Origin of the sequence: Micromonospora sp. DT48 (genome assembly GCF_049844495.1) — a bacterium.
Classification (GTDB): Bacteria; Actinomycetota; Actinomycetes; order Mycobacteriales; family Micromonosporaceae; genus Micromonospora.
This window is the reverse complement of record NZ_JBNCLE010000026.1, coordinates 1-19,368: the sequence shown is the minus strand read 5'-3', so window position 1 is coordinate 19,368 and position 19,368 is coordinate 1. Positions and strand designations below refer to the sequence as shown.

The window sequence follows — 19,368 nt, the reverse complement described above, 5'->3', positions numbered from 1 at the left end:
TTGTCGGCGATCCCGGCTACAAGATCACTCGCGGACTCCATACGAGGCTTCACCGGCAACGCGGCTAGGGAGGTACGGCGAGGGCTTAGAAAAGAGATTGCGTTGCGGATACCGCCCCGCATCTGACGCGAACCCGGACATCGATGTTGACGGTGTGCGCGGCGTGGTCGGTGAGGCCGTCCAAGCGGGGTTGGTGCAGGTATGCGGCGGCGGATAGGTGGGGTTGCAGTCCAGGTCCGGCGTGGAGGTAGTCGAAGCGGTATTTGTTGCCGCCGCGGCCGATCCAGCTGTGGGCCTGCACGTCGGGGTGTAGGTGCTGGTGGATGTCGGCGAGTCCGAGGTCGCTGAGGGTGTCGAGGAACTCGTATTCGAAGCTGAGGAAGCCGGGGTAGCGGGGTTGGTGGTCGCGGCTGATGACGTTGTAGTCCCCGCCCACCACGAGATGAGCGCGGTCGGCGGCGTGCATCGTGGCCAGGGTGTTTTGGACGGTGGTGAGGAAGGTGCGTTTCTTGGCGACCTTGGTGGGTGCGCGGTCGCTGGAGGGCACGTACAGGCCGAGCACGGTGATGGCGGGGTCGGTGTCGAGGGTGATGGCGGGTGCGCGGCCGGGCAGGCTGATTCGGGCGGTGAGGTGTGGGGCTGGTCGGCTCGGGACGCGGGTGGCGATGGCGCAGCCGCGGTCGCTGTCGGGTGCGGGTTGGTGGGTGACGGTGAGGCCGGCAACGCGGAGTTCGGTGAGCAGGTGTCGGGTGCCGGGGCCGTTGCTGGTCTCGGTCAGGATGATCACGTCGTCGTCGCGGGTCAGGAGCCAGGTGAGCAGGCGCTGCGCGCGGGTTGGCGCGGCGGCTTGCATGTTGATCGTCAGGATGGTCAGCACGGTTGCTGGGCCTCGCTGGTCAGGGGCAGGTCGGCGGGTAGGAGGCTGAGGATAGTGGTCACGACGTGGTCGGGGGTGAGTCTGTTGCAGGCGATGGTGTGTTGGCGCCATTGCTGTCGGTGTAGGTGTCGGGCCGCGTCGCGGTAGTGGGCGAGTTCTTGTTCGGGTGAGCCGGCGCGTTCGAGGCGGGTCAGGTGCGGTCGGGCGTCGAGTCGGGCGCGGATGACGTCGGGGTTGTCTTCGAGGTAGATGACGGTGGCGGGTAGGACGTACCGGTTGTAGGACCAGATTTCGGCAAGGTCGAGGCCGTCGACGCGTTGCAGGACCAGTGAGGATGCCACGTATCGGTCGGTGACGACGTGGAAGCCGTCGTCGAGGCGGGGGATGATCTCGTTCTCGATGTGCGCGGCCCGGTCGGCGGCGAGGGCGAGGGCGAGTGCTTTGCCGTGGAGGAAGTCTTCCTGCCGGCGCAGGAGTTGGCCCAGCGGCGTGCGGGTAGGTTCCCCGGTCAGGTGCACGCCGGCGGGGCCGAGGTCGGCGAGTCGGTCGGCCAGGAGGCGCGCGATGGTGCTCTTGCCGACCCCGTTGGGGCCTTCGATGGCGATGAACAGGCTGATCACTCCTCGGCGACGGCGAGCGGCAGGAGACGCCGGCCGTGCGGGGCGGTGACCGGGCACTGCTCGGCGTCGACGTCGCCGAGGCGCCCGCCGGCCGCGACGACCGCTGCGGGGCAGCCCTTGCCGCACTGCCCGCCGAGCGCGCAGGAACCGCAGGTCGGATTCCCGCCCGGCTGGTAGCGGGTGTGGAAGTCGTGGCCGTCGAGGTCGGCGGTGATGTCCGCGGCGAGGATGTTGCCGGCCAGGAACTCGGTGTCGCGGTGCGGGGAGGCCGGTGTGCGGGCGGCGAAGACGAGGTACGGGCAGATCGCGACCTGCCCGTCGACGAAGATGTAGATCAGTTTGCCGGCGTCGCAGCCGCCCAGCGGCAGCTCGTCGTTGGGGAAGCGGATGTGTACGAGGTCGAGTTGGTCGGCGAAGCGTTCGGTCACCGCGCGGATGGCGTTCATCGTCGCCGCGGTGGCGGCCAGCCGTGTGCGGCTTTTCACCCCTCGTCCGAAGGACGACAGCGGGTTCATCAACACGTACTCGGCGCCGACCTGGACGCCGAAGGCACACAGGTCAGCGAACTCCTTCGGCACGGTCAGCGCGTTGGGCGTCGACAGGAGCCCTTTGAGTAGGCCGGCTTGGGCGAGCTTGCGGGTGGTGGCGATTGTGGTGGCGAACGACGACCGGTCGCCGCGGAACTTGCCGTGGCTTTCGGGGCGGAATCCGTCGAAGGACACGTTGATGTGGACGTTGCCCAACGCGGTCAGGGCGGCGATGTGATCGTCGGTGGTCTGTGTCGCGTTCGTGCAGATGCCCACGGGCAGCCCTCGCTCGGCCACGGCCTGGCACATGGCGATCAGGTCGGGGTGCACGAACGGTTCCCCACCGGTGAGCGTGATGCGTTGCACCCGGGCGTCCAGCAGCCTGGGCAGGACTCGGCTGGTGAAGCCCTCCAGCGTCAGGTCTGACCCTTGGGCTGTGGAGGAGACGAAGCAGTGGGCGCAGTGCAGGTTGCACCGCTCGGTGATCTGCACGAGCGCTTTGCGGCCGTCCCCGCCTACTGAGGTGCGGAAGTAGCAGGACGAGGCGTGGGTGTCGACGATGAGCCGTTTCACGATGGGCTTCCCGCTTCCGCTGGTAGAGGGGCGGCGCTGGCAGGTGGTGCTGCTCCGAGCAGCTGCGCGGCCCCGTGGAGCTGCCGGAGCACGACCTGGGCGTGACGGCGGTCGGTGTCGGGCCGGTGGTGGCCGGCAGCGGCGGTGGTCAGGAACCACCAGGCCGCCCAGACCCGGTGCCAGCCCAGCGCCCACCGCGCGGCGGGAAGGCCGCCCCGGTCGGCTTCCGCGTCCGGGTGCCCGCCCGCGGCTACGTAGGCGCGGATGAGTCGGGTGAGTAGGCGGGGTTCGGGTGGTGTGCGGGTGCCGAACCAGGTCGCCAGGTCGAGCAGGCCCGGTCCGGTGAACGCTTTTGCCCAGTCGACGAGGCGGCATCCGATCCGGCTGACGTGGAGCGAACTGCGGTGGAACTCGCCGTGGCACAGCCCGAAGGGTGGCCGTTCAGCGCCGTCGACCCGGCGCTGTGCGACGGCGGCCAGCCGGTGCAGCGACTCCTCGATCGGGCGGGAGTCGGGGAAGCGTTCCTGCCGGCGCAGCGCGTAAAGGGCGTCGAGTGCCTGTCCGGGCAGCCGCGCCAGGCCCGCCTGGTCGAACGTCGGCAGGCCGGTGATGCCGGCAACGGCGTGGACCCAGCGGGCCGCGGCGGCGGCCTCCGCCGCGGTCGCCGCCCGGACCGGGGCGCCGAGGTCGTCCATCAGCATGCCCAGCGTCTGCGGGCGGACCGCGTAGCCGTGGAGCACCGGAACGGCGGCTTCCCGCTCGTTGAGCGCCCGCAGCACGCTCGCCTCGCCGGTGAACGGCGCGGCGGCGACCTTGCAGACCACGCTGCTGCCGTCAGCGAAGAACAAACGTTCCACGGCGGACAGCTCCCACTGCCCGATGCCCTGCCGTCCGGTCGGCACCCGCCGCGCGGCGGCGAGCAGGTCACATCGCAGCTGCGCGACGAGGCGCTCGTCGAGCCTGGGCGCGTTCACCGTGGCCCCGCTGCGGCGATGGCGGTGGCCTGTTCGAGCCGGGCGAGGACCGCGTGCAGATGCGCCGACATGCTGGCCGGCACCTTCGGATGCGCTGCCTGCTGGAAGGCCCGGAAGTGCGGCAGCAGCGCGCGCAGCACCGGCCGCCGGGCGAAGAACCCGGTCACGTCCCCGGTGGTCCGTGCCCGTCGCAGCAGCGACGTCAAGGCGACGATCTTGTCGGCGGTGGAGGCGAGTAGCACCGGCTGGTCATCGACACAGATGGGCGGGTCGGGTTCGTCGAGGGCTCGATGTTCGGCCTGGAGCGCGGCGATGATCCGCGCCACCTCGGGCCCGTAGCCGGTGGTGAGGACCTCGTACACGTCCACCGTGGCCGGGGCCAGGTCCGGTGCGTCGTGCAGCAGCGCCGCCGCGATCACCTCTCGTGGTGGCGCGGGCACGTGTTCACCGATGGTCACCGCGACCCGGACCGCGTGGACCAGGGCCGGCCGGTCATCGATGGTGTGCCCCGCACACCAAGCCCTGGCGTCACGCAGGGCGCGGTCGATGACAGCAGGACGTGGAGGGGATAAGACCGTCATACCCTGATACCTCCTGATTGCCGTACGATCGGCGTCATGTCCGGGCCGCTTCCGCACTGGGGTGAGCAGACCTGCGTCGTGTGTCCCGCTCAGCAGCTCGGACCGGGCCAGTTCGACGTGGTCGACCGGCCCGGACCCGAGTTCGCCTACCGCCCCGACCTCGGCTGGCGGGCCACCCCCGACGGTGTGGCCGTGTGCGTCCACCCGTTCCGGGTGGGCCTCCCCGCCGGCCGGTACGCCTCGGCCGGGGAACCGGTCCCCGACCAGGCGCCCCGGCCGGCGCCGACACCGGCGGCCCTGCAACTGCCCGCCGACCTGGTGGATCTGGAAGGCTGGCTCGTCGCCGTGCTGCGGGACGCACCCCCCGAGCAGATCTTCACCGCGGTCGCCCGTGCCGAGCGGCTGGCCGGCGAGCGGTTCGATCCGAAGCGGGTGGTGGCGGCCATGCGGCGAGTGCTGTCCGTGGAGCTGGCTAACCGCTGACCCCGGCAGCGACCAGCTCCGGCTGGTCGAAGTCGAAATCGTGGCTGCGTCCATCGCGTCCGAGACCGGCCGCCTGGTAACGGGTGTTGAGCAGGTCCAGGCGTCGGGTCACCTCGGCCGAGTCCAGCCAGTACCGCAGCGGCTGCTCACCCCACCCGGCGGCCCCGTAGTAGTCGTCGGTGATGCAGCCTCGCGTGTAGGTGAACTCCTCCAGTTCCGTCGCGTGGGGGAAGACCACGCCGAGGTCGGACTGCATTCGCGTCATCAGCGTGAACTGGGCCAGCACCGCGTGGATCATCTCGTCCACCGGCGCCGGCACCAGCAGCTCGGCGGCCCGCTCGTGGCCGCCGGACAACTCGAACACCGCCGCCTTGAGTGCCAGCACCCGCAGCGCTTCTTCCAGCAGCGGCCCGGCGTCACGCTCCAGCGACCAGCGGCTGATCGCCGGATACCCGGTGAACGTGGCCCAGCAGGTGGAGTACTTCATCGACGAACTGTGCAACCGGTCGTAGGCCGGGTGGGTGCGCATCCGGTCGAGGATCTCTGCGGCCCGACGACCGACCTCTGCAACCTGCGGCATCGATGAACTGGTCATGGTGCATCCCCTCCCAAGGGGCACTCGACACAGGGAGACCGCGTGCCGCGCTGCGGCTGCGGCCCCTCACCACCCGCAGTGACGCAGGCGGTGACAGGGACATCAGAAGCCGCTGCCGCCCATGTCGATAAGAGGATCCATCGAGTTCCGACATTGCGCTGACATTCATGTCCCGCCTCGGGTCGTCGTCGCGAGATTGTCGGCGGATTGTCAGAACCGGTGGCCAAACCTGGCCGACATCGATCGATCTCGCCTTAAGTCGCTCTGTCCAGCGTCAGCGGCGCTGCTGAGCCGTCACCATCCGGCCATCAACGCCAACTCACTGAGGAAGGTCTGCCGTGCCCCTTGCCAGGAGGCAAACGCTCCTGTCGATCACACCGCTTCTGAAGCCTGTGGTCCGCGCGTCGCCTACCGTTCGGCAGTTCGAGGCCGTCCGGTTCGCGTGCGACCCGGTGCCGGACCCGACAGCGTTCCCGCGTTTGGGCGCCGGCCACGCATGGCGCGGCCGTCCTTCGACGGCGCGGCCGCAGACTCCGTCTACCGGTGTGCTGGTGGCGATGTGACGGTGGCGGACAGCGGTGCGGCGTGCGCCTCCCGGTTGCGGCTGGGCAGACGATTGGCGGACATGCCTGTGCGGCGGAAGGCCACACTGATCGTGGTCCCCACGGTGCTGGTCGCCATGGTGTCGGCGGGATTCGGTTTGTGGTCGTCGGTGGCGGCGGCACGGGCGGCGGAACGGGCCGGGGACGAGTTCACCGTCGCCATGTCGGCCGCTGAGGTGACGCAGCGCCTGCAGGCGGAGCGAATTGCCGCGTTGGGCCTGCTACTCCCAGCCTCGAAGGTCACATTGGCGGACTTCGAGCGGATTGTGCAGGACACCGACCAAGTGGTCATGCGGTTCCGGGCGCTGCGGGCCGGGGTGGGTGAATTGCCAGGTGGCGTGCGGGCAGTGCTGGCTCGGGCAGATGCCGGCGTGGCTGACATCGCCGCACAGCGGCAGCGGGCGCGCGGGGAAGGCCCCGTGGCGATGTCAGCGGTCGCCTTCGGTTACCGGATCGCGATCGCCGATCTTGACGAGCTGCTGTCAACAGTGGCACAGAGCGGTGTGGAGCCGCAGCTGGCGGACGAGATACGGGCGTCGGCGGCGTTGTCGCGGGCTCGGGAGTCGGTGGGTCAGCAGCAGGTGGCGGTGTTGCAGGCGGTGGCGGCACGGCGGTTGACCCCGGCGCTGCATGCCGAGATCGTGGCCGCTCGCTCTGCGCAGGACGAGGCGTTGCGCGAGTTCGATGGTCTTGCGCGACCGTCGTGGCAGGCGTTGTTGGGGCGGACGTTGACCGGCCCTGAGGTGCTGGCCGCTGTGCGGTTGGACGGGGCGGTGTCGGGCACGGGCGTGTACGAGCCGGTGCGGCTGGCAGGCGGTGCTGAGCAGTGGAGCCGGGTGATGACCACCCGGGCTGACCTGCTGGCCCAGGTGCAGGCGGAGGTCAACGCTGATATCGGTGCTGCCGCCGGTGATCTGTGGATGGAGCAGGTTCGCGCAGCGGTGGTGCAGGCCGGTGTGCTGACGGTGATGCTGGCGGTCGCGGTGCTGACCGCGTTGCGAGTGGCGCGGTCGTTGGTCGGCCAGCTGTCGATGTTGGAGCAGGGTGCGCGGCGGGTCGCGGACGTCGAGCTGCCGGGCCTGGTGGGACGGCTGCGGGCGACCTCGGACCCTGCGGAGGCGCAGCGGTTGGCCGAGGGTGCTGGCGGGGTGGCGGTGCCGGTGGTCGGCCGGGATGAGGTGGGCCGGGTCGCGGACGCCTTCAACGGGGTTCTGCGTTCGGCGGTGGACGCGACGGCGGATCAGGCGCGAGGCCGGGCCCTGGTGAGCGCCATGATCACGTCGATTGGGCGGCGGGTGCAGGCGCTGACGGAGCATCTGCTGGGCAGCATCGACAACCTCGAACGCGACGAGGAGGATCCGGAGCGGCTGGCCAGGGTGTTCGCCGCTGACCAGCAGGCGACTCGCCTGCGCCGCTACGGCGCGAACCTGCTGATCGTCGCCGGTGGCGGCCCAGGCCAATCGCAGCGGCAGCCGGTGGAGCTCGGCGACCTCATCAACGCGGCGTTGTCGGAGACTGAGGGCTTCGCCCGGATCAGTGTGGAGCGGCTGGTCGAGATCGAGATCGACGCCCGCGCCGTCGATGCGGTCAAGTCGATCCTGGCGGAGTTGCTGGACAACGCGACCCGTTTCTCCGCTGACCAGGTGCGGGTGTTCGCGGTGTGGGCGGGGCGCGACGTGCAGGTCCTCATCGTCGACTCGGGCCTCGGGTTGGCCCCCGAGCAGCTAGAACGCGCCAACGCCCTGCTGGGGAGTTCGGAGGTGGAGGTCGCGGTCACCGACCAGATGGGCCTGGTCGTGATCTCCCGGCTCGCTGCCGAGTTCGGGGTGCGTGTGCGTCTGAACAGGACGCAGCCGACCGGTATCACGGCCGAGGTGACCGTGCCGGCTGAGTACGTGACCCGGGTGCACGTGCGGGAGATTGTCGTGCCCAGCCAGGTACAGCGACAGGTACGGCCGACCCCTGCGCCGACGCCCGACCCTGCTCCCGCCCTGGTGCCGCCTGCGGTTCCGCCGATGCCCCGGACCGGCACCGGTTGGACCGGCCCGACCCGTCCGTCCCCTGCCGTGCCGGCGGCGGCGGACGCGACGATGGAGCTGCCGCTTGTGCGCCGAGAGCGACGGCCGCTGCCGTTGCCGGCGGGCAGTGCCCGGCCGGCGGACACGCCGATGTTCCGAGAAATGGCGGCCCGGTCGCCGTGGCTGTGGCCGCCCAGCGACGACAGCCACGGTGGATTCCGGACCGCCGCCGACGCGGGCTGGCAGGCCGCGGCGTCCACCGCTGAACCGGCCACTGACGGGCGTACCGCGTCCGGTCTGCCACGGCGCCGCCCGCAGGCGCACGCAGTGCCGGGTGGGCTGCCGACGCAGCGCACCGGCTCCGAGCCTTCCGCGCCGATCGATCCTGCGGCGATCCGGGCGCAGGTCGCCGGCACATTGCGCGGCCTGCGGGCCGCGTCTTCTACTCCTCCCCTTTCGACAGGAGAACGCTGATGAGCGTCACCACTGCTACACCCCGTAATCCCCAGCTCTCGGTCGTGTTGGATGGCTTGGCCCGGCACATTCCGGCCGTGGCGCATGTCGTCGCGGTGTCCGGTGACGGGCTGCTGCTGGCCAGCACCGCCGGTCTGGACGCCGACCGGGGTGACCAGCTCGCCGCGATCGTGTCTGGTCTGGTCAGTCTGGCCCGCGGTGCCACGGACCTGTTGGAGACCGGCGGCGTGCAGTTCCAGATGCTGATGATGAATGACGGCATCCTCGTGGTGCAGCAGGTGCCGGACGGAACCTCTCTGGCGGCCTTGGCCCGCCCCGACTGCGACCCGTCCCAGGTCGCCTACGAGTTGGCGGCGCTCGCGGCGCGGATCGGTGAGCAGGTCAAGCCGGGACCGCGCGTGGCCGGCTGACCCTGTGTGCGGGCGGTGACGAGTGTGGACAGGGACAGCAGCGTGACAGGTGGCCGGGCCTCGGTGCTCAGGGTCCTGGTGGCGGGCGGCCCGGGAGTGGGCAAGACCTGCTTTCTGCGGGCTGCCAGCCGAGGCCACGCGGTGCTGGCGGGCCGGCCGGGCAGCGTGTGGGAGATTGGCTACGCCACGCTGCCGGGCGGTGTCACGATCGCGCTGCGCACCACGCCCGATCAGCGGCGCTGGTGGTGGATGTGGGACCAACTCAGCGCTGGCGCCTTCGGCGCCGTGGTGCTGGTCGACACCACCCGCTTGCCCGCCTCGTATCCGGCGCTGGACTGGCTCGACGCCCGCGGGCTGCCGTACCTGGTCGCGATCAACCGGCCGCTCGGCGGTACGCGCAACCGGCATGAGATCCGCGATGCCCTGCGGGTCGCGTCGCACGTGCCGGTCTTGACCTGCGACGCCACCGAGCCCGCCTCCGTCCTTGCCGTCCTGGACCACCTCATCACCACCGAGCACTCCGGCCGCCACCCACAGGTGATGCCGCCGGCATCACCTGTGAGCGCGAGGAGCAACCTCATCGACCCCGACCACGCCGGCCAGCACCGGCGCATCCCTCACGCGCACCCATCGACGAAAGGATTCCTGTGACCCCTCACCAGAGCACCGGCCGGTCTCGGTGGCGACTGGCGATCGCCGCCGCCGTCGCCGTCCTGCTTCTCGCTGTCTCCGGATGCTCCGGATCCAGCCTCGGCGGCTCGGACACCGGCGGCGAGGAAATCCGTATCGGGTTGATCGTGCCGAAGTCCGGCCCCTACAAAGCAATCGGCGACGACCAAGCTGCCGGGTGGCGCCTGGCCCTGGACAAGCTCGGCGGGCAGCTGGGCGGCCGGCCTGTGAAGGTGATCGAGGCTGACGAGGGCGACGGCAAGGCCACCGCGCTCGCGGCGGCCCGCAAGCTCATCGAGCAGGACAAGGTCCTCGCCCTGGTCGGCGGGGCGACCGCCGACACCGTGCAGACCCTGTACCCGCTACTGAACGAAGCGAAGGTGCCGCTGATCGGCATCGGTGGCCGACCCTCCACCGTCGAGGACCCGACGTACCTGTGGTCGACGTCGTGGTTGAGCCAGGAGACCGGGGCATCAATCGCCAGCCACCTGGTTGACCGGGTGGGTGAGGGTCGGGTGTGGGTGATCGGCCCGGACTACATCGGCGGCCACGACCAGATCAACGGGTTCGTCGACGCATTCCGCAAAGCCGGCGGCCAGCTCGCCAACCCGAGCGGAAAGCCGACGTGGACGCCGTGGGCACCGGCCCCGACCACCGAGTTCTCCCCATACCTGACCAAGATCAAGGATTCTGGTGCGGCGGCGGTCTACACCTTCTACGCCGGTGCCAGCGCGGTCGAGTTCGTCAAGCAGTACCGGCAGTACGGCGTGAAGGTGCCGCTGTACGCCTCGGGGTTTCTCACCGAAGGCGCACCACTGGCGGCCTTGGGGGAGAAGGCCAGGGGCATCTACACCGCCCTGAACTACTCCACCACCCTCGACAACGCGGCCAACCGGGACTTCGTGCGCCGCTACACCTCGGCCAACGACGGGCGCCTGCCGAACATCTACCACGTCTGCGCCTGGGACGCCGCTCTCGTGCTGGACAGGGCCATCGCCGAAGCGATCGCCCAACCCGACGCCGCACCCGCGCCCCTGGCACCGGCTGGCGAGGGTAGCCCGGCGGCCAGCGTGGAGGCGACGCCGTCGACCGGACCGGACGCGGCGGCGGGCGGGTTGACGTCGCAGTCGGTGACGGCGGCGCTGTCACGGGTCGGAGCCATCGACTCGCCCCGCGGAAGTTGGCAGTTCGGACCCAAGAACCACACCCCGGTGCAGGCGTACTACCTGCGCGAGGTCGCCCAAGACGGGCAGGTGTGGGTCAACCGCACCGTGCAGACCCTGACCACCCTCGGCTCCTGACCGACGAAGAGAGGCACCTGTGATCAGCACGACCACCGCTGACGGACAGACCGGGTACATGTTCGACAACGCCACCGATGAGGCTGCCCATCAGCTTCGCCACCTGGGCGAGATCCTCGACCCGGGCACCCGACAGACCTTGACGGAGATTGGTCTGGGACCGGGGTGCAGGGTCACCGACATCGGCGCCGGGGCGGGCACCCTGACCGCCTGGCTCGCCGATCAGGTCGCTCCGGACGGGAGCGTCACCGCTGTGGACCTCGACCCTCGCCATATCACCGCCGGCCCCACCGTCACCGTTCGGGCCGGCGACATCCGGAACATGGAGCTGGAGGGGTCGCAGCAGGTCATCGTGGCGCGGCTGGTCCTGATGCACCTACCCGAACGCGAGCAGGTCCTCACCCAGCTGGTGCAAGCTCTCGCGCCGGGTGGGGTGCTGGTGGTGGCGGACTGGGACTGCACCTGGCGGGACATGATCCGCCGTAGCCCCAGCCCGCGCGCCACCCAGTTGATCGAACGCTTCCAGGACGCCCTGCTGTCCTACGGCGAGTCGCGGGGCGCGGACATGGGCTGGGCCAAACGGGCGCCCGAGGCGATGCTGCGCGCCGGTCTGGTCAACGTGATCAGCCGCATCGAGTCCCGGTCGTGGTGCGGCGGCACCGGCATCTGCCTGCTGCACCGCAGCAACTCCATTCAACGTGAGCGGGAACTGCTGGCCGCCGGCATGACGGCTGAGGATCTGGCCGAGTTGCGGGAGGTGCTGATGGACCCGGAGCTGATGTTGTCGGGCTACCTGATGCACACCACCACCGGACGCCGCCCGATCCCCGCCTGAACAAACCCCCGAAAGACAAGAAGGGAGGGTGTCGTGGGTCTGGATGGGCTCGTCAACGCCTACACGATCACCGCGCTGGACGGGGTCGCCTATGGGCTGCTGCTGTTCGTCATCGCGGCCGGGTTGACGCTGATCGTCGGTGTGGCCGGGGTGTTCTCCATGGCCCACGGCACCCTCTACCTCGCCGGCGCGTACCTCGTCTGGCTCCTTGCCGACGGCGGCTTCACCGGCCTCACCCTCGCCCTGGCCGCCGCCGTGGCGGTGGGCGCTGTCGGGGGTGCGGGGCTTGCCGCCGCCGTGCGCCCGCTCACCGATCGGCCGTTGGATCAGGTGCTGGCCACCCTCGGCGTCGCCTACATCGCCGCCGACCAGTTCAGCACGGTGTTCGGCGCCGAGCCGCGCTCGGTCGACCCACCCCAGGCGGTCGCCGGGTCGGTGAGTCTGGGCGCCTTTCAGTATCCGGTTTACCGGCTGGGGTTCATCGCGGTTGCCGCCGTGCTGGCCGTGGCGCTGTTCTGGTTCGTCGAACGTTCTCGTACCGGGGCGGTCGTGCGTGCGGTGGTCGCCGATGCGGGGATGGCCGCCACCATCGGCCTGCGCACCGGCATCGTCCGGACCGGGGTGTTGGTCGGTGGGGGAGTCCTCGCGGTGACCGCCGGGGTGCTCGGCGCCCCGGTCATCGGGCCGGCACCGGGGGTGGACACCACGATCCTGGTGTACTCGCTGATCGTCTGCGTCGTCGGCGGCCTCGGCAGCATCCGCGGCGCCCTGCTCGCCGCACTCGGTGTCGGACAGACCCTCACCCTCGGCGTCGCCCTCGCCCCCGGCGCCGCCGCGTTTGTTCTCGCCGCCGCGATGCTCGCCGCGCTCACCTTCCGGCAGCGCACCGCACTTCCGGGACGGCCCGCATGACCACGCTCACCCCCATCCCGGGTGCGACCGCCACCCGGACGACGACCAGCCGAAGCGGGTCGGCGTGGTGGTTGCTGCCGTCGGCGGGAGCCGTTGCGCTGGCGGTGGCGTTGCCGTGGCTGGCCAACGCCTACCTTGTCTCGCTTGCCGCCACCGGGCTGGTCCTGGCCGTGCTCGCCATGAGCGCCCAGGTGTTGCTCGGGCTGGCCGGACTGCCGCCGTTGGGTCAGGCCGCCTACCTTGCCGTCGGCGCCTATACCGCCGCGACGATCGCCACGCTCACCAGTCTCGGCCCGGTCCAGTTGCTCGCGGCGAGCGCCGCCGGGGCGGTCGCCGCCGCCGTGACCGGTCTGCTGGCGGTGCGGGCGAGGGGCACCACCTTCTTGATGGTCACCTTCGGCCTCGGTGAACTCGTGCACGCCGCCGCCAACGCGTGGGCACCGGGCGGCAGCGAAGGCGTCCACACCCCGCCCGTGATTGCGCTGCCGGGCCTGCCGGCGATGGTGCGACCGGGCTGGGTGTACCTGTACGTACTCGCCTGCACCCTGCTCATCGGCGTCGCTGTCGCGCTGCTCGTCCGCAGCCGCTTCGCTCTGCTGCTGCGGGGCATCGCCGCCCACGAGCCTCGGGTCCAGGCCACCGGACACCATCCCGGGCGGCTGCTCCTCGCCGCCTACGTTCTCGCCGGTGGCATCGCCGGCGCGGCCGGGGCACTGGCCATCGCGGTCACCCGGTACGTCTCACCCGCCGACGCCGCCATGGGCATCTCCGCCCTCGCCCTGGCCGCCGCGCTTATCGGATCGGGCAGCATGACCGGCGCTTGCGCCGGAGCGATCCTGCTCGTCGCCGCCCGCGACTGGGCCGGTGGACTGCTCGCCGGCCACGGACCCACCCTGCTCGGCCTGTGCTTCCTCCTCCTGGCCTACCTGCCCCGGCACCGCCTCGCCGACCTCACCTGTCGATTCCCGCGGAGGCGGCCATGACCACACCATCACCGCACCCGAACGCGAGTAGCTCACTGCTGCGGCTGGAGGGTGTCAGCCGCAGCTACGGTGCCCGCCGCGCTGTCGACGAGGTCAGCCTCGACCTGCACGCCGGTGCCCGGCACGCGATCATCGGACCCAACGGCGCCGGAAAATCCACGCTGTTGCACCTCATTGCCGGCACCCTGCGCCCGACAGCGGGCCGCATCCGCTACGCCGGACGCGACATCCGCCGCTGGCCGCCACACCGCCGCGCCCGCGCCGGCATCGCCCGCACCTGGCAACATCCCGCCCTGGCCCGCCCGCTCACCGCGGTGCAGAACGTGCTGCTCGCCGTGCCCGGGCAACGCCTGGCCGCCCTGCGTACCGGTCCTCGAGCGGTGGCCGCCGCGCATCAGGCGTTGACGCAGGTCGGCCTCACCGACCACGCCGACCTGCCTGCCGCGCAGCTCGCCTACGGCGACCAACGCCGACTGGAGATCGCCGTCGCCCTCGCGGGCCGGCCCCGGCTGCTGCTGCTCGACGAACCGTCCGCCGGCCTCACCACCGGCGAGATCACTCACCTCACCCAGCTGATCCGTGCCCTGCCCGCCGACATCGGCGTGCTACTGGTCGACCACAACCTCGACATGGTCGCCGCCGTCGCCGACACCGTCACCGTCCTGCACCACGGCCGGCACATCACCACCGGCACCCCGACCGACATCCGCGACCACCCCGACGTACGCCGCGTCTACCTCGGCGCCACCCCCACCAGCCCACCAACCCACACCACTGCCGCCAGCGCCTGCGCACACCCGACCGGGGCGCCTGTCCTGCGGATACGAAACCTGCAAGCTGGCTACACCGGCGCTGCCGTGCTCACCGACATCACCCTCGACGTGCGTGCCGGCCGGGTAACCGCGGTCGTCGGCCGCAACGGCGCCGGCAAAACCACCCTGATCAACACCATCGCCGGCCTGCACCCGGCCGGACCCGGCAGCGACATCCACCTGCACGGGCAGCCCGTAGCAGGGCTCGACACCCGCGCCCGTGCCCGCGCCGGTCTCGGCCTCGTCCCCCAGGGCCGCCGCCTGTTCGCCGGACTCACCGTCGACGAACACCTCGCCCTACCCACACCACCTTCCACCCGCGCCCGCACCGTATCGCCGCAGCAGGTCCTCGACCTGTTCCCGGCCCTGGCCAACCGACGCCACCACCGACCCCACCAACTCTCCGGCGGCGAACAGCAGATGCTCGCCCTCGCCCGCGCGCTCGTCACCGCGCCCGACGTGCTGCTGCTGGACGAACCCTCCGAAGGACTCGCTCCCGCCGTCATCAACCACCTCGCGACGATCATCACCAGCCTCGCCAACCGCGGCACCGCCGTCCTGCTCGCCGAGCAGAACCTGCCCCTCGCCCTCCACATCGCCCACGACATCGCGGTGCTCGACCGTGCCCGCATCGCCCGCCACGTCGCCACCGCCGACCTGCGCGACTGCCCCGATCACCTCCACGACCTGCTCACCATCCCGGCCACCGCCACGCCATGAACCCGACCCCTGATCCCCACCGAAACGGCGAGGCGACCTCCGCGCCTGCGCCGTGGTTCACCCGCCCCGCCGGCCCGGCCGCGCCGGATGGACACCGCCGCCCGCCCACCAGCCTCCGACAGGGCGGACGGCAGCGGGTGGTTGGCGATGAGAACCCGAACACCGTCGCCAACCACCCCACCCACCACCACGCCCATGGCGGCGGTGACCCGGCCACCGAGGACGACACCAGCCTGTGGCTGCTCACCGAGCTGGCCCGCTGCACCACCTGCTGGCAACTCCTCCAGCCCTACCCAGCCACCCCACGGCGTCGCTTCTACGTCTGCTTCTGCCTCACCCGCTACGACGCCGAGCACCTGGAAGCCCTCGTCGTCGGCTCGGTCGCCGCCCACGACCGCCGTACCTCGGCGGCCCGACCACTAATCACCTACCAACGCTGGCACCGCTTCACCCGCGCCGACATCCGCCAGCACCTGAGCCGCCTCATCGACCACGTCCTCGTCCACCACCGCGACACCGTCGAGCCGCGCTGGCACGGCCACGCCTATCAGTCCTGACCCAAGACGCACGCCCGGAGGGAATCCATGACCACAACATCACTGCCCGCACGCCTGGGGCCGACGCACCAGCTTCTCGACTCGACCATCCGCACCAACCTGGACCGGCTCGACATCACACCCGGCCAGGCGGTGCTGGAGGTCGGCGCCGGCCCCGGTGAGATCACCGCCCGCCTCGCCACGCTCGTCGGCCCGGACGGGTCGGTCACCGCCGTCGACGCCGACACCAGCCACCTCGCCCCCACCAACATCATCGACATCTACCGGCGAGACCCGAACCGCGACTTGCTGCCCGGCACGACCGACAGCTACGACCACACCGTGGCCCGCTGGCACGGCGCTCTCCGCGACCCGGTCGACGTGGTCCAGCAGATGATCGCCCGGCTCCGGCCCGGCGGCACGCTCGCCCTGGCCACCATCACGCCCACCCCGCCACGGATCTACCGGGCACCCGACGCCGAGGACGCCCACCTGATCAGCGACGTCATGCACCACGTGCGCAGGGCTCTCGTGGGCCCAGAAGGCGCGGGGACCTGGACCGGCGACATCGAGACCCTGCTGCTGGAATCCGGCATGGCGGGGCACTGCGTGCACACCGACACCGAGACCTGGACCGGGGGCGACCCCGGATGCCGTCTCCTCGCGGACATCGTTACGCACCTACGTCCCACCCTGACCCGGCTCACCGACAGCGACATCGACCGGTTTGGCGCGCTCATGGCCGAACCCGGTGTGCTCCTGGCGTCCTACGATCGCCAGTTCATCCACGCCCGCAAGGCCGCCTGAACCGCCGGTCACCATGAACCTGACTCCCATGGCCCGCAACCTGCTCACCACGCTGGTCGGCGGCGCGGTCGTCCTGCTCGCCGCGTGCCAGTCCGGACCTGACACCGCCGGCCCACGACCAGACGCGGCCGGCAGTGCGGCCACCGCGACACCGCCAGCCAGCCCACCGGCCCGGGCCGCCACCGACGCCGAGCTCACCGCGCCGCAGCGACTCACGGTCCTCGCCGACACTCTTCCCAGCACACCGGGCGACAGCACCACCACGCTGCCCTACGCATACCTGCACACCCAGACCTGGAACCGCGCGACCAACACCATCGTCCGCACCGACCTGCAGCGGTGGCGGCACACCGGGAACCACTCCGGTCGAGACGTCATCCGCACCGCACCCGACCTGCGAGGCGTCCACCGTCAGCCCACCCGGCCCGAACGGAGTCTGTTCGACGACGCCGAGCCGAGAACAATCCGCTACCGGCCAGGAGAACTGCACCCACCCCTACCCGAGACGTTCCCCGCCGACCCGGACACCCTGATCGCACATCTGGTGCCACCCGAGCTGGCCGCCGAACCCGCCTACCCGAGGCTGCTCGTCGACAGCGTCGTCAGACTCGCGACCGACTCCTACCTTGACCAGCAGCAGCGGGCGGCCACCCTGAACGTCCTCGCAGCGGTACCCGGCATCACCTACCGGGGAACGACGACCGACCTCGCCGGCCGCACAGGTATGTCCTTCCAGGTGGTCGCCGACCGCTCCACGTCAACGCTGATCATCGATCCGGTCACGGGCGAACTGCTGTCGGCGGCAGAGCAGGTCGACGGTCCCCGGCCCGGACTGTTCAAGTTCGTGCTCGTCCTCGCCCGAGGCCATAGCGCCACGGACCACGACCTGCCCTCCACACCAGGATCAAAGGTCCGATGAGCACGCCGCAGACAGCCCGCGTCAGCCGGACGGAGCCACACATCAGTGCCAGAGAGGCAGACAGGGCGGTTCCGGCCGCCCGCACGCCGAGACACGCCACCGGCGGCACGTCCGGCAGAAGGAGTCCGGCGACCAGCAGCGGAACACAGAGGGGCCAGACGAGGGCCGGGCAACTCGTACGTCGCCTGACCCGCGCCCGCCGCCTCATCTACGACACCCTGCTCGCCGACACACAATGCCACTGGACCGTCCAAAGGCTCGCGGAAGCTGTCCCCGCCCTGACCACAAGCACCGTGCGCGACAACCTGAACCTGCTGCTAGCCGAAGGAATCCTGGAACAGATCCCGCATCAGCGCGCACTCACCGTCGCACTCACCGAGCAAGGCGAGCAGACGCTGACGGCAGTAACACGGGGTGGCAGAGGGGACCACGAGCGGCCACCCGGTAAGGCGAAGCAACGCCGCCACGGGACGGGGAAACCACCAGGACGGACGCCGCAACCGGGCCATGGTGACAGGCAAGGGTAGCGGCAGTCCCGCTGCGCAGGCGCGCACCGGTTTGCCACTCGAATCTCCGGCTGCTGCCAGTAACCGCCACTGCAGGCACCACCGGTGTTCGTCCGGGCCGGCCCGCCACCGAACGCCACCGACTACACCAGCTCGTCGCCCCGGGCAGCCACATCGCCGTCCTCACATCGAAAGGAACGCATGACCCCCAACACCGGCCGCCGCGCACAGCGCCCCGGTGGCCCGACGAGCACCGTGCTGCCGGTGCGTGACCTCATCGTCAGCCACCCGGGAGGCTTTCCAGTCCTGCACGGCGTAACCCTCGACCTGTGCAGCCCCGTGCGACCGTTCTGCCGGTCCGGCTCCCACCCATCACTGGCCCAAAGGGCTGCTCGACCTCCGCATCACCACATATCGCGGGGAGGCCAGCAACCTTGCCGGGCGTCGGGGCCGGCTTCCGGGTGGTCGCCGAACGTTCGACCACCACGCTGGTCATCGATGCGGCCACTGGCGAGCTGTTGGCCGTGCGGGAAAGCGCCGCCGTCCCCGGCCGGGTCTGTTCTCATCCGTCCTCATCCTCCAGCGGGGCCACACCGACGCGGACGGCGTACCGCCCGAGCCAGCCCTGACCCCCCCTCCGGTAGACGCCGCAGCGACTACTTCGTGCACAAGCCGTTGACCGCAGGCGCCAGCCCGGTCAGCCCACCCGAAAGGCCATCCAGTCCCTTGCTCAACATCCTTGCGGTCATCGGCATGACGATGCTGATGCTGCACGCCACCGGCCAACCCGCCACCCCGTCGCAGCCCGCCATAGTCAGGCGCCACGTCGAAGACACCCGACTGGACAGGGCCCTACCCTGCGTGCGCTGCCTCCTACGCCACCTCGTCATGGCCACCCCGCCACGCCCGGCTCGGCCGCTCTCCGCACCGCCACCACGCCTGCCCTCAGGGCGCGACAACGCGCACCATGATCACCCCTGACCTGCGCCGCCAGTAGCCCACCGCAGATTTGGTGGGGGCAGCCGCAGGCCCCCCACCAAATCCACACCCCGGGATCAGTTCGAAGGGCCCTCGTGCCGATCTACACACCACCCAGCTACGCCGCGACCATCGCACCCCGACGGCGCAGACAGCGTCGGCTGGTCATCGCCCATCTTGCTGCGCACTCGCGCAACCCCCAATGGATCAAGGGGATCAACGCCGCCCTCACCTTCAGCGACCGCGAAGGTCACCTGGTCGTACCCCGCTACCACACCGAATCGGGCTACGACCTCGGCGGGTTCATCCACAACGTGCGCAACCGCTACCACCACGGTGTCCTCGACGACGAACAGGTACAGATCCTCAACGCCCTCGGTATGGTCTGGCGGGTCGGTAGCGCACGCTGGGCAGAGGTATACATCCCCGCTTTCACCGCCTTCGCACGACGAGAGGGCCACCTACGCGTCCCCCGTGAGCACCGCGAGAACGGCATCAAGCTCGGCCACCTCACACACAACATCAGGAAAAGCCGCAGACTCGGCCGCCTCCCACAATGGCGCATCGACATCCTGGACAGCCTAGCCTCGGCCCTTCAGTAAGGGCTGCCCGCATCGTGGATCATGAAAGAGGAAGTGCCTTCTGATCTGGGAAGA

At 70.6% G+C, this 19,368-nt stretch carries 19 protein-coding genes; 13 read left to right on the top strand and 6 right to left on the bottom strand.

Annotated features, from left to right (window positions below):
* Window positions 1-85: 85 nt before the first annotated feature.
* Genes ACLQ2S_RS24445 through ACLQ2S_RS24425 form a run of 5 tightly spaced genes read right to left on the bottom strand, consistent with a single transcriptional unit; the run spans window position 86 to window position 4,152 of the window.
* Window positions 86-877, bottom strand: coding sequence for an endonuclease/exonuclease/phosphatase family protein (locus ACLQ2S_RS24445; protein ID WP_425703122.1), 792 nt, complete (start codon window positions 875-877; stop codon window positions 86-88).
* Window positions 871-1,497 (bottom strand): dTMP kinase, encoded by a 627-nt coding sequence (gene tmk, locus ACLQ2S_RS24440; RefSeq protein ID WP_425703120.1) that lies wholly within the window; start codon window positions 1,495-1,497, stop codon window positions 871-873. Before tmk ends, ACLQ2S_RS24445 begins: the two co-directional genes overlap by 7 nt.
* Complete coding sequence (locus tag ACLQ2S_RS24435) at window positions 1,494-2,597, bottom strand: radical SAM/SPASM domain-containing protein (protein WP_425703118.1); 1,104 nt, start codon at window positions 2,595-2,597, stop codon at window positions 1,494-1,496. The genes tmk and ACLQ2S_RS24435 overlap by 4 nt, the downstream gene beginning before the upstream one ends.
* Window positions 2,594-3,571: a phosphotransferase gene (locus tag ACLQ2S_RS24430; RefSeq protein ID WP_425703116.1), complete on the bottom strand. Its 978-nt coding sequence runs from the start codon at window positions 3,569-3,571 to the stop codon at window positions 2,594-2,596. Before ACLQ2S_RS24430 ends, ACLQ2S_RS24435 begins: the two co-directional genes overlap by 4 nt.
* Entirely contained in the window at window positions 3,568-4,152 is a 585-nt protein-coding gene (locus ACLQ2S_RS24425) for an HD domain-containing protein (RefSeq protein WP_425703114.1), read from the bottom strand. The genes ACLQ2S_RS24430 and ACLQ2S_RS24425 overlap by 4 nt, the downstream gene beginning before the upstream one ends.
* A 36-nt stretch (window positions 4,153-4,188) precedes the next feature.
* Between ACLQ2S_RS24425 and ACLQ2S_RS24420 the strand changes: the two genes are divergently transcribed.
* Window positions 4,189-4,635, top strand: a complete 447-nt coding sequence (locus tag ACLQ2S_RS24420; protein WP_425703112.1) for a hypothetical protein — start codon at window positions 4,189-4,191, stop codon at window positions 4,633-4,635.
* Here ACLQ2S_RS24420 and ACLQ2S_RS24415 read toward each other — a convergent pair.
* Complete coding sequence (locus tag ACLQ2S_RS24415; protein WP_425703110.1) at window positions 4,625-5,230, bottom strand: hypothetical protein; 606 nt, start codon at window positions 5,228-5,230, stop codon at window positions 4,625-4,627. The genes ACLQ2S_RS24420 and ACLQ2S_RS24415 overlap by 11 nt on opposite strands.
* A 625-nt stretch (window positions 5,231-5,855) precedes the next feature.
* Between ACLQ2S_RS24415 and ACLQ2S_RS24410 the strand changes: the two genes are divergently transcribed.
* From ACLQ2S_RS24410 to ACLQ2S_RS24355, 12 genes are all read left to right on the top strand, one after another.
* A complete protein-coding gene (locus ACLQ2S_RS24410) occupies window positions 5,856-8,324 on the top strand; it encodes a sensor histidine kinase (protein ID WP_425703108.1) in 2,469 nt (822 codons plus the stop codon).
* Window positions 8,324-8,734, top strand: a complete 411-nt coding sequence (locus tag ACLQ2S_RS24405; protein ID WP_425703106.1) for a roadblock/LC7 domain-containing protein — start codon at window positions 8,324-8,326, stop codon at window positions 8,732-8,734. Before ACLQ2S_RS24410 ends, ACLQ2S_RS24405 begins: the two co-directional genes overlap by 1 nt.
* A gap of 24 nt (window positions 8,735-8,758) precedes the next feature.
* Entirely contained in the window at window positions 8,759-9,385 is a 627-nt protein-coding gene (locus tag ACLQ2S_RS24400) for a hypothetical protein (RefSeq protein ID WP_425703104.1), read from the top strand.
* Window positions 9,382-10,704 (top strand): ABC transporter substrate-binding protein, encoded by a 1,323-nt coding sequence (locus ACLQ2S_RS24395; RefSeq protein WP_425703102.1) that lies wholly within the window; start codon window positions 9,382-9,384, stop codon window positions 10,702-10,704. The genes ACLQ2S_RS24400 and ACLQ2S_RS24395 overlap by 4 nt, the downstream gene beginning before the upstream one ends.
* Window positions 10,705-10,762: 58 nt before the next feature.
* Window positions 10,763-11,539 carry a class I SAM-dependent methyltransferase gene (locus ACLQ2S_RS24390; protein WP_425703174.1) on the top strand — a complete coding sequence of 259 codons (777 nt, stop codon included), beginning with the start codon at window positions 10,763-10,765 and terminating at the stop codon, window positions 11,537-11,539.
* A 33-nt stretch (window positions 11,540-11,572) separates the two neighbouring features.
* Window positions 11,573-12,451, top strand: coding sequence for a branched-chain amino acid ABC transporter permease (locus tag ACLQ2S_RS24385; RefSeq protein WP_425703100.1), 879 nt, complete (start codon window positions 11,573-11,575; stop codon window positions 12,449-12,451).
* Window positions 12,448-13,434, top strand: a complete 987-nt coding sequence (locus tag ACLQ2S_RS24380) for a branched-chain amino acid ABC transporter permease (RefSeq protein WP_425703098.1) — start codon at window positions 12,448-12,450, stop codon at window positions 13,432-13,434. The genes ACLQ2S_RS24385 and ACLQ2S_RS24380 overlap by 4 nt, the downstream gene beginning before the upstream one ends.
* Complete coding sequence (locus ACLQ2S_RS24375) at window positions 13,431-14,966, top strand: ATP-binding cassette domain-containing protein (protein ID WP_425703096.1); 1,536 nt, start codon at window positions 13,431-13,433, stop codon at window positions 14,964-14,966. Before ACLQ2S_RS24380 ends, ACLQ2S_RS24375 begins: the two co-directional genes overlap by 4 nt.
* Window positions 14,967-15,103: 137 nt before the next feature.
* Window positions 15,104-15,523, top strand: a complete 420-nt coding sequence (locus tag ACLQ2S_RS24370; protein WP_425703094.1) for a hypothetical protein — start codon at window positions 15,104-15,106, stop codon at window positions 15,521-15,523.
* A 27-nt stretch (window positions 15,524-15,550) separates the two neighbouring features.
* On the top strand, window positions 15,551-16,309 hold the full coding sequence (locus ACLQ2S_RS24365; RefSeq protein ID WP_425703092.1) for a class I SAM-dependent methyltransferase: 759 nt from the start codon (window positions 15,551-15,553) through the stop codon (window positions 16,307-16,309).
* Window positions 16,310-16,322: 13 nt separating this feature from the next.
* The gene (locus ACLQ2S_RS24360; RefSeq protein ID WP_425703090.1) at window positions 16,323-17,228 is read left to right on the top strand and encodes a hypothetical protein; all 906 of its coding nucleotides are present in this window, start codon (window positions 16,323-16,325) and stop codon (window positions 17,226-17,228) included.
* Between the two features lie 1,579 nt (window positions 17,229-18,807).
* The gene (locus ACLQ2S_RS24355) at window positions 18,808-19,314 is read left to right on the top strand and encodes a helicase associated domain-containing protein (RefSeq protein WP_425703088.1); all 507 of its coding nucleotides are present in this window, start codon (window positions 18,808-18,810) and stop codon (window positions 19,312-19,314) included.
* Window positions 19,315-19,368: the final 54 nt, after the last annotated feature.

Bases quoted from the DNA above. Each gene is read 5' to 3' on its own strand.
- ACLQ2S_RS24425 (WP_425703114.1), bottom strand. From the start codon at position 4,152: ATGACGGTCTTATCCCCTCCACGTCCTGCTGTCATCGACCGCGCCCTG.
- ACLQ2S_RS24420 (WP_425703112.1), top strand. From the start codon at position 4,189: ATGTCCGGGCCGCTTCCGCACTGGGGTGAGCAGACCTGCGTCGTGTGT.
- ACLQ2S_RS24415 (WP_425703110.1), bottom strand. From the start codon at position 5,230: ATGACCAGTTCATCGATGCCGCAGGTTGCAGAGGTCGGTCGTCGGGCC.
- ACLQ2S_RS24410 (WP_425703108.1), top strand. From the start codon at position 5,856: ATGCCTGTGCGGCGGAAGGCCACACTGATCGTGGTCCCCACGGTGCTG.
- ACLQ2S_RS24405 (WP_425703106.1), top strand. From the start codon at position 8,324: ATGAGCGTCACCACTGCTACACCCCGTAATCCCCAGCTCTCGGTCGTG.
- ACLQ2S_RS24390 (WP_425703174.1), top strand. From the start codon at position 10,763: ATGTTCGACAACGCCACCGATGAGGCTGCCCATCAGCTTCGCCACCTG.
- ACLQ2S_RS24380 (WP_425703098.1), top strand. From the start codon at position 12,448: ATGACCACGCTCACCCCCATCCCGGGTGCGACCGCCACCCGGACGACG.
- ACLQ2S_RS24375 (WP_425703096.1), top strand. From the start codon at position 13,431: ATGACCACACCATCACCGCACCCGAACGCGAGTAGCTCACTGCTGCGG.
- ACLQ2S_RS24365 (WP_425703092.1), top strand. From the start codon at position 15,551: ATGACCACAACATCACTGCCCGCACGCCTGGGGCCGACGCACCAGCTT.
- ACLQ2S_RS24360 (WP_425703090.1), top strand. From the start codon at position 16,323: ATGAACCTGACTCCCATGGCCCGCAACCTGCTCACCACGCTGGTCGGC.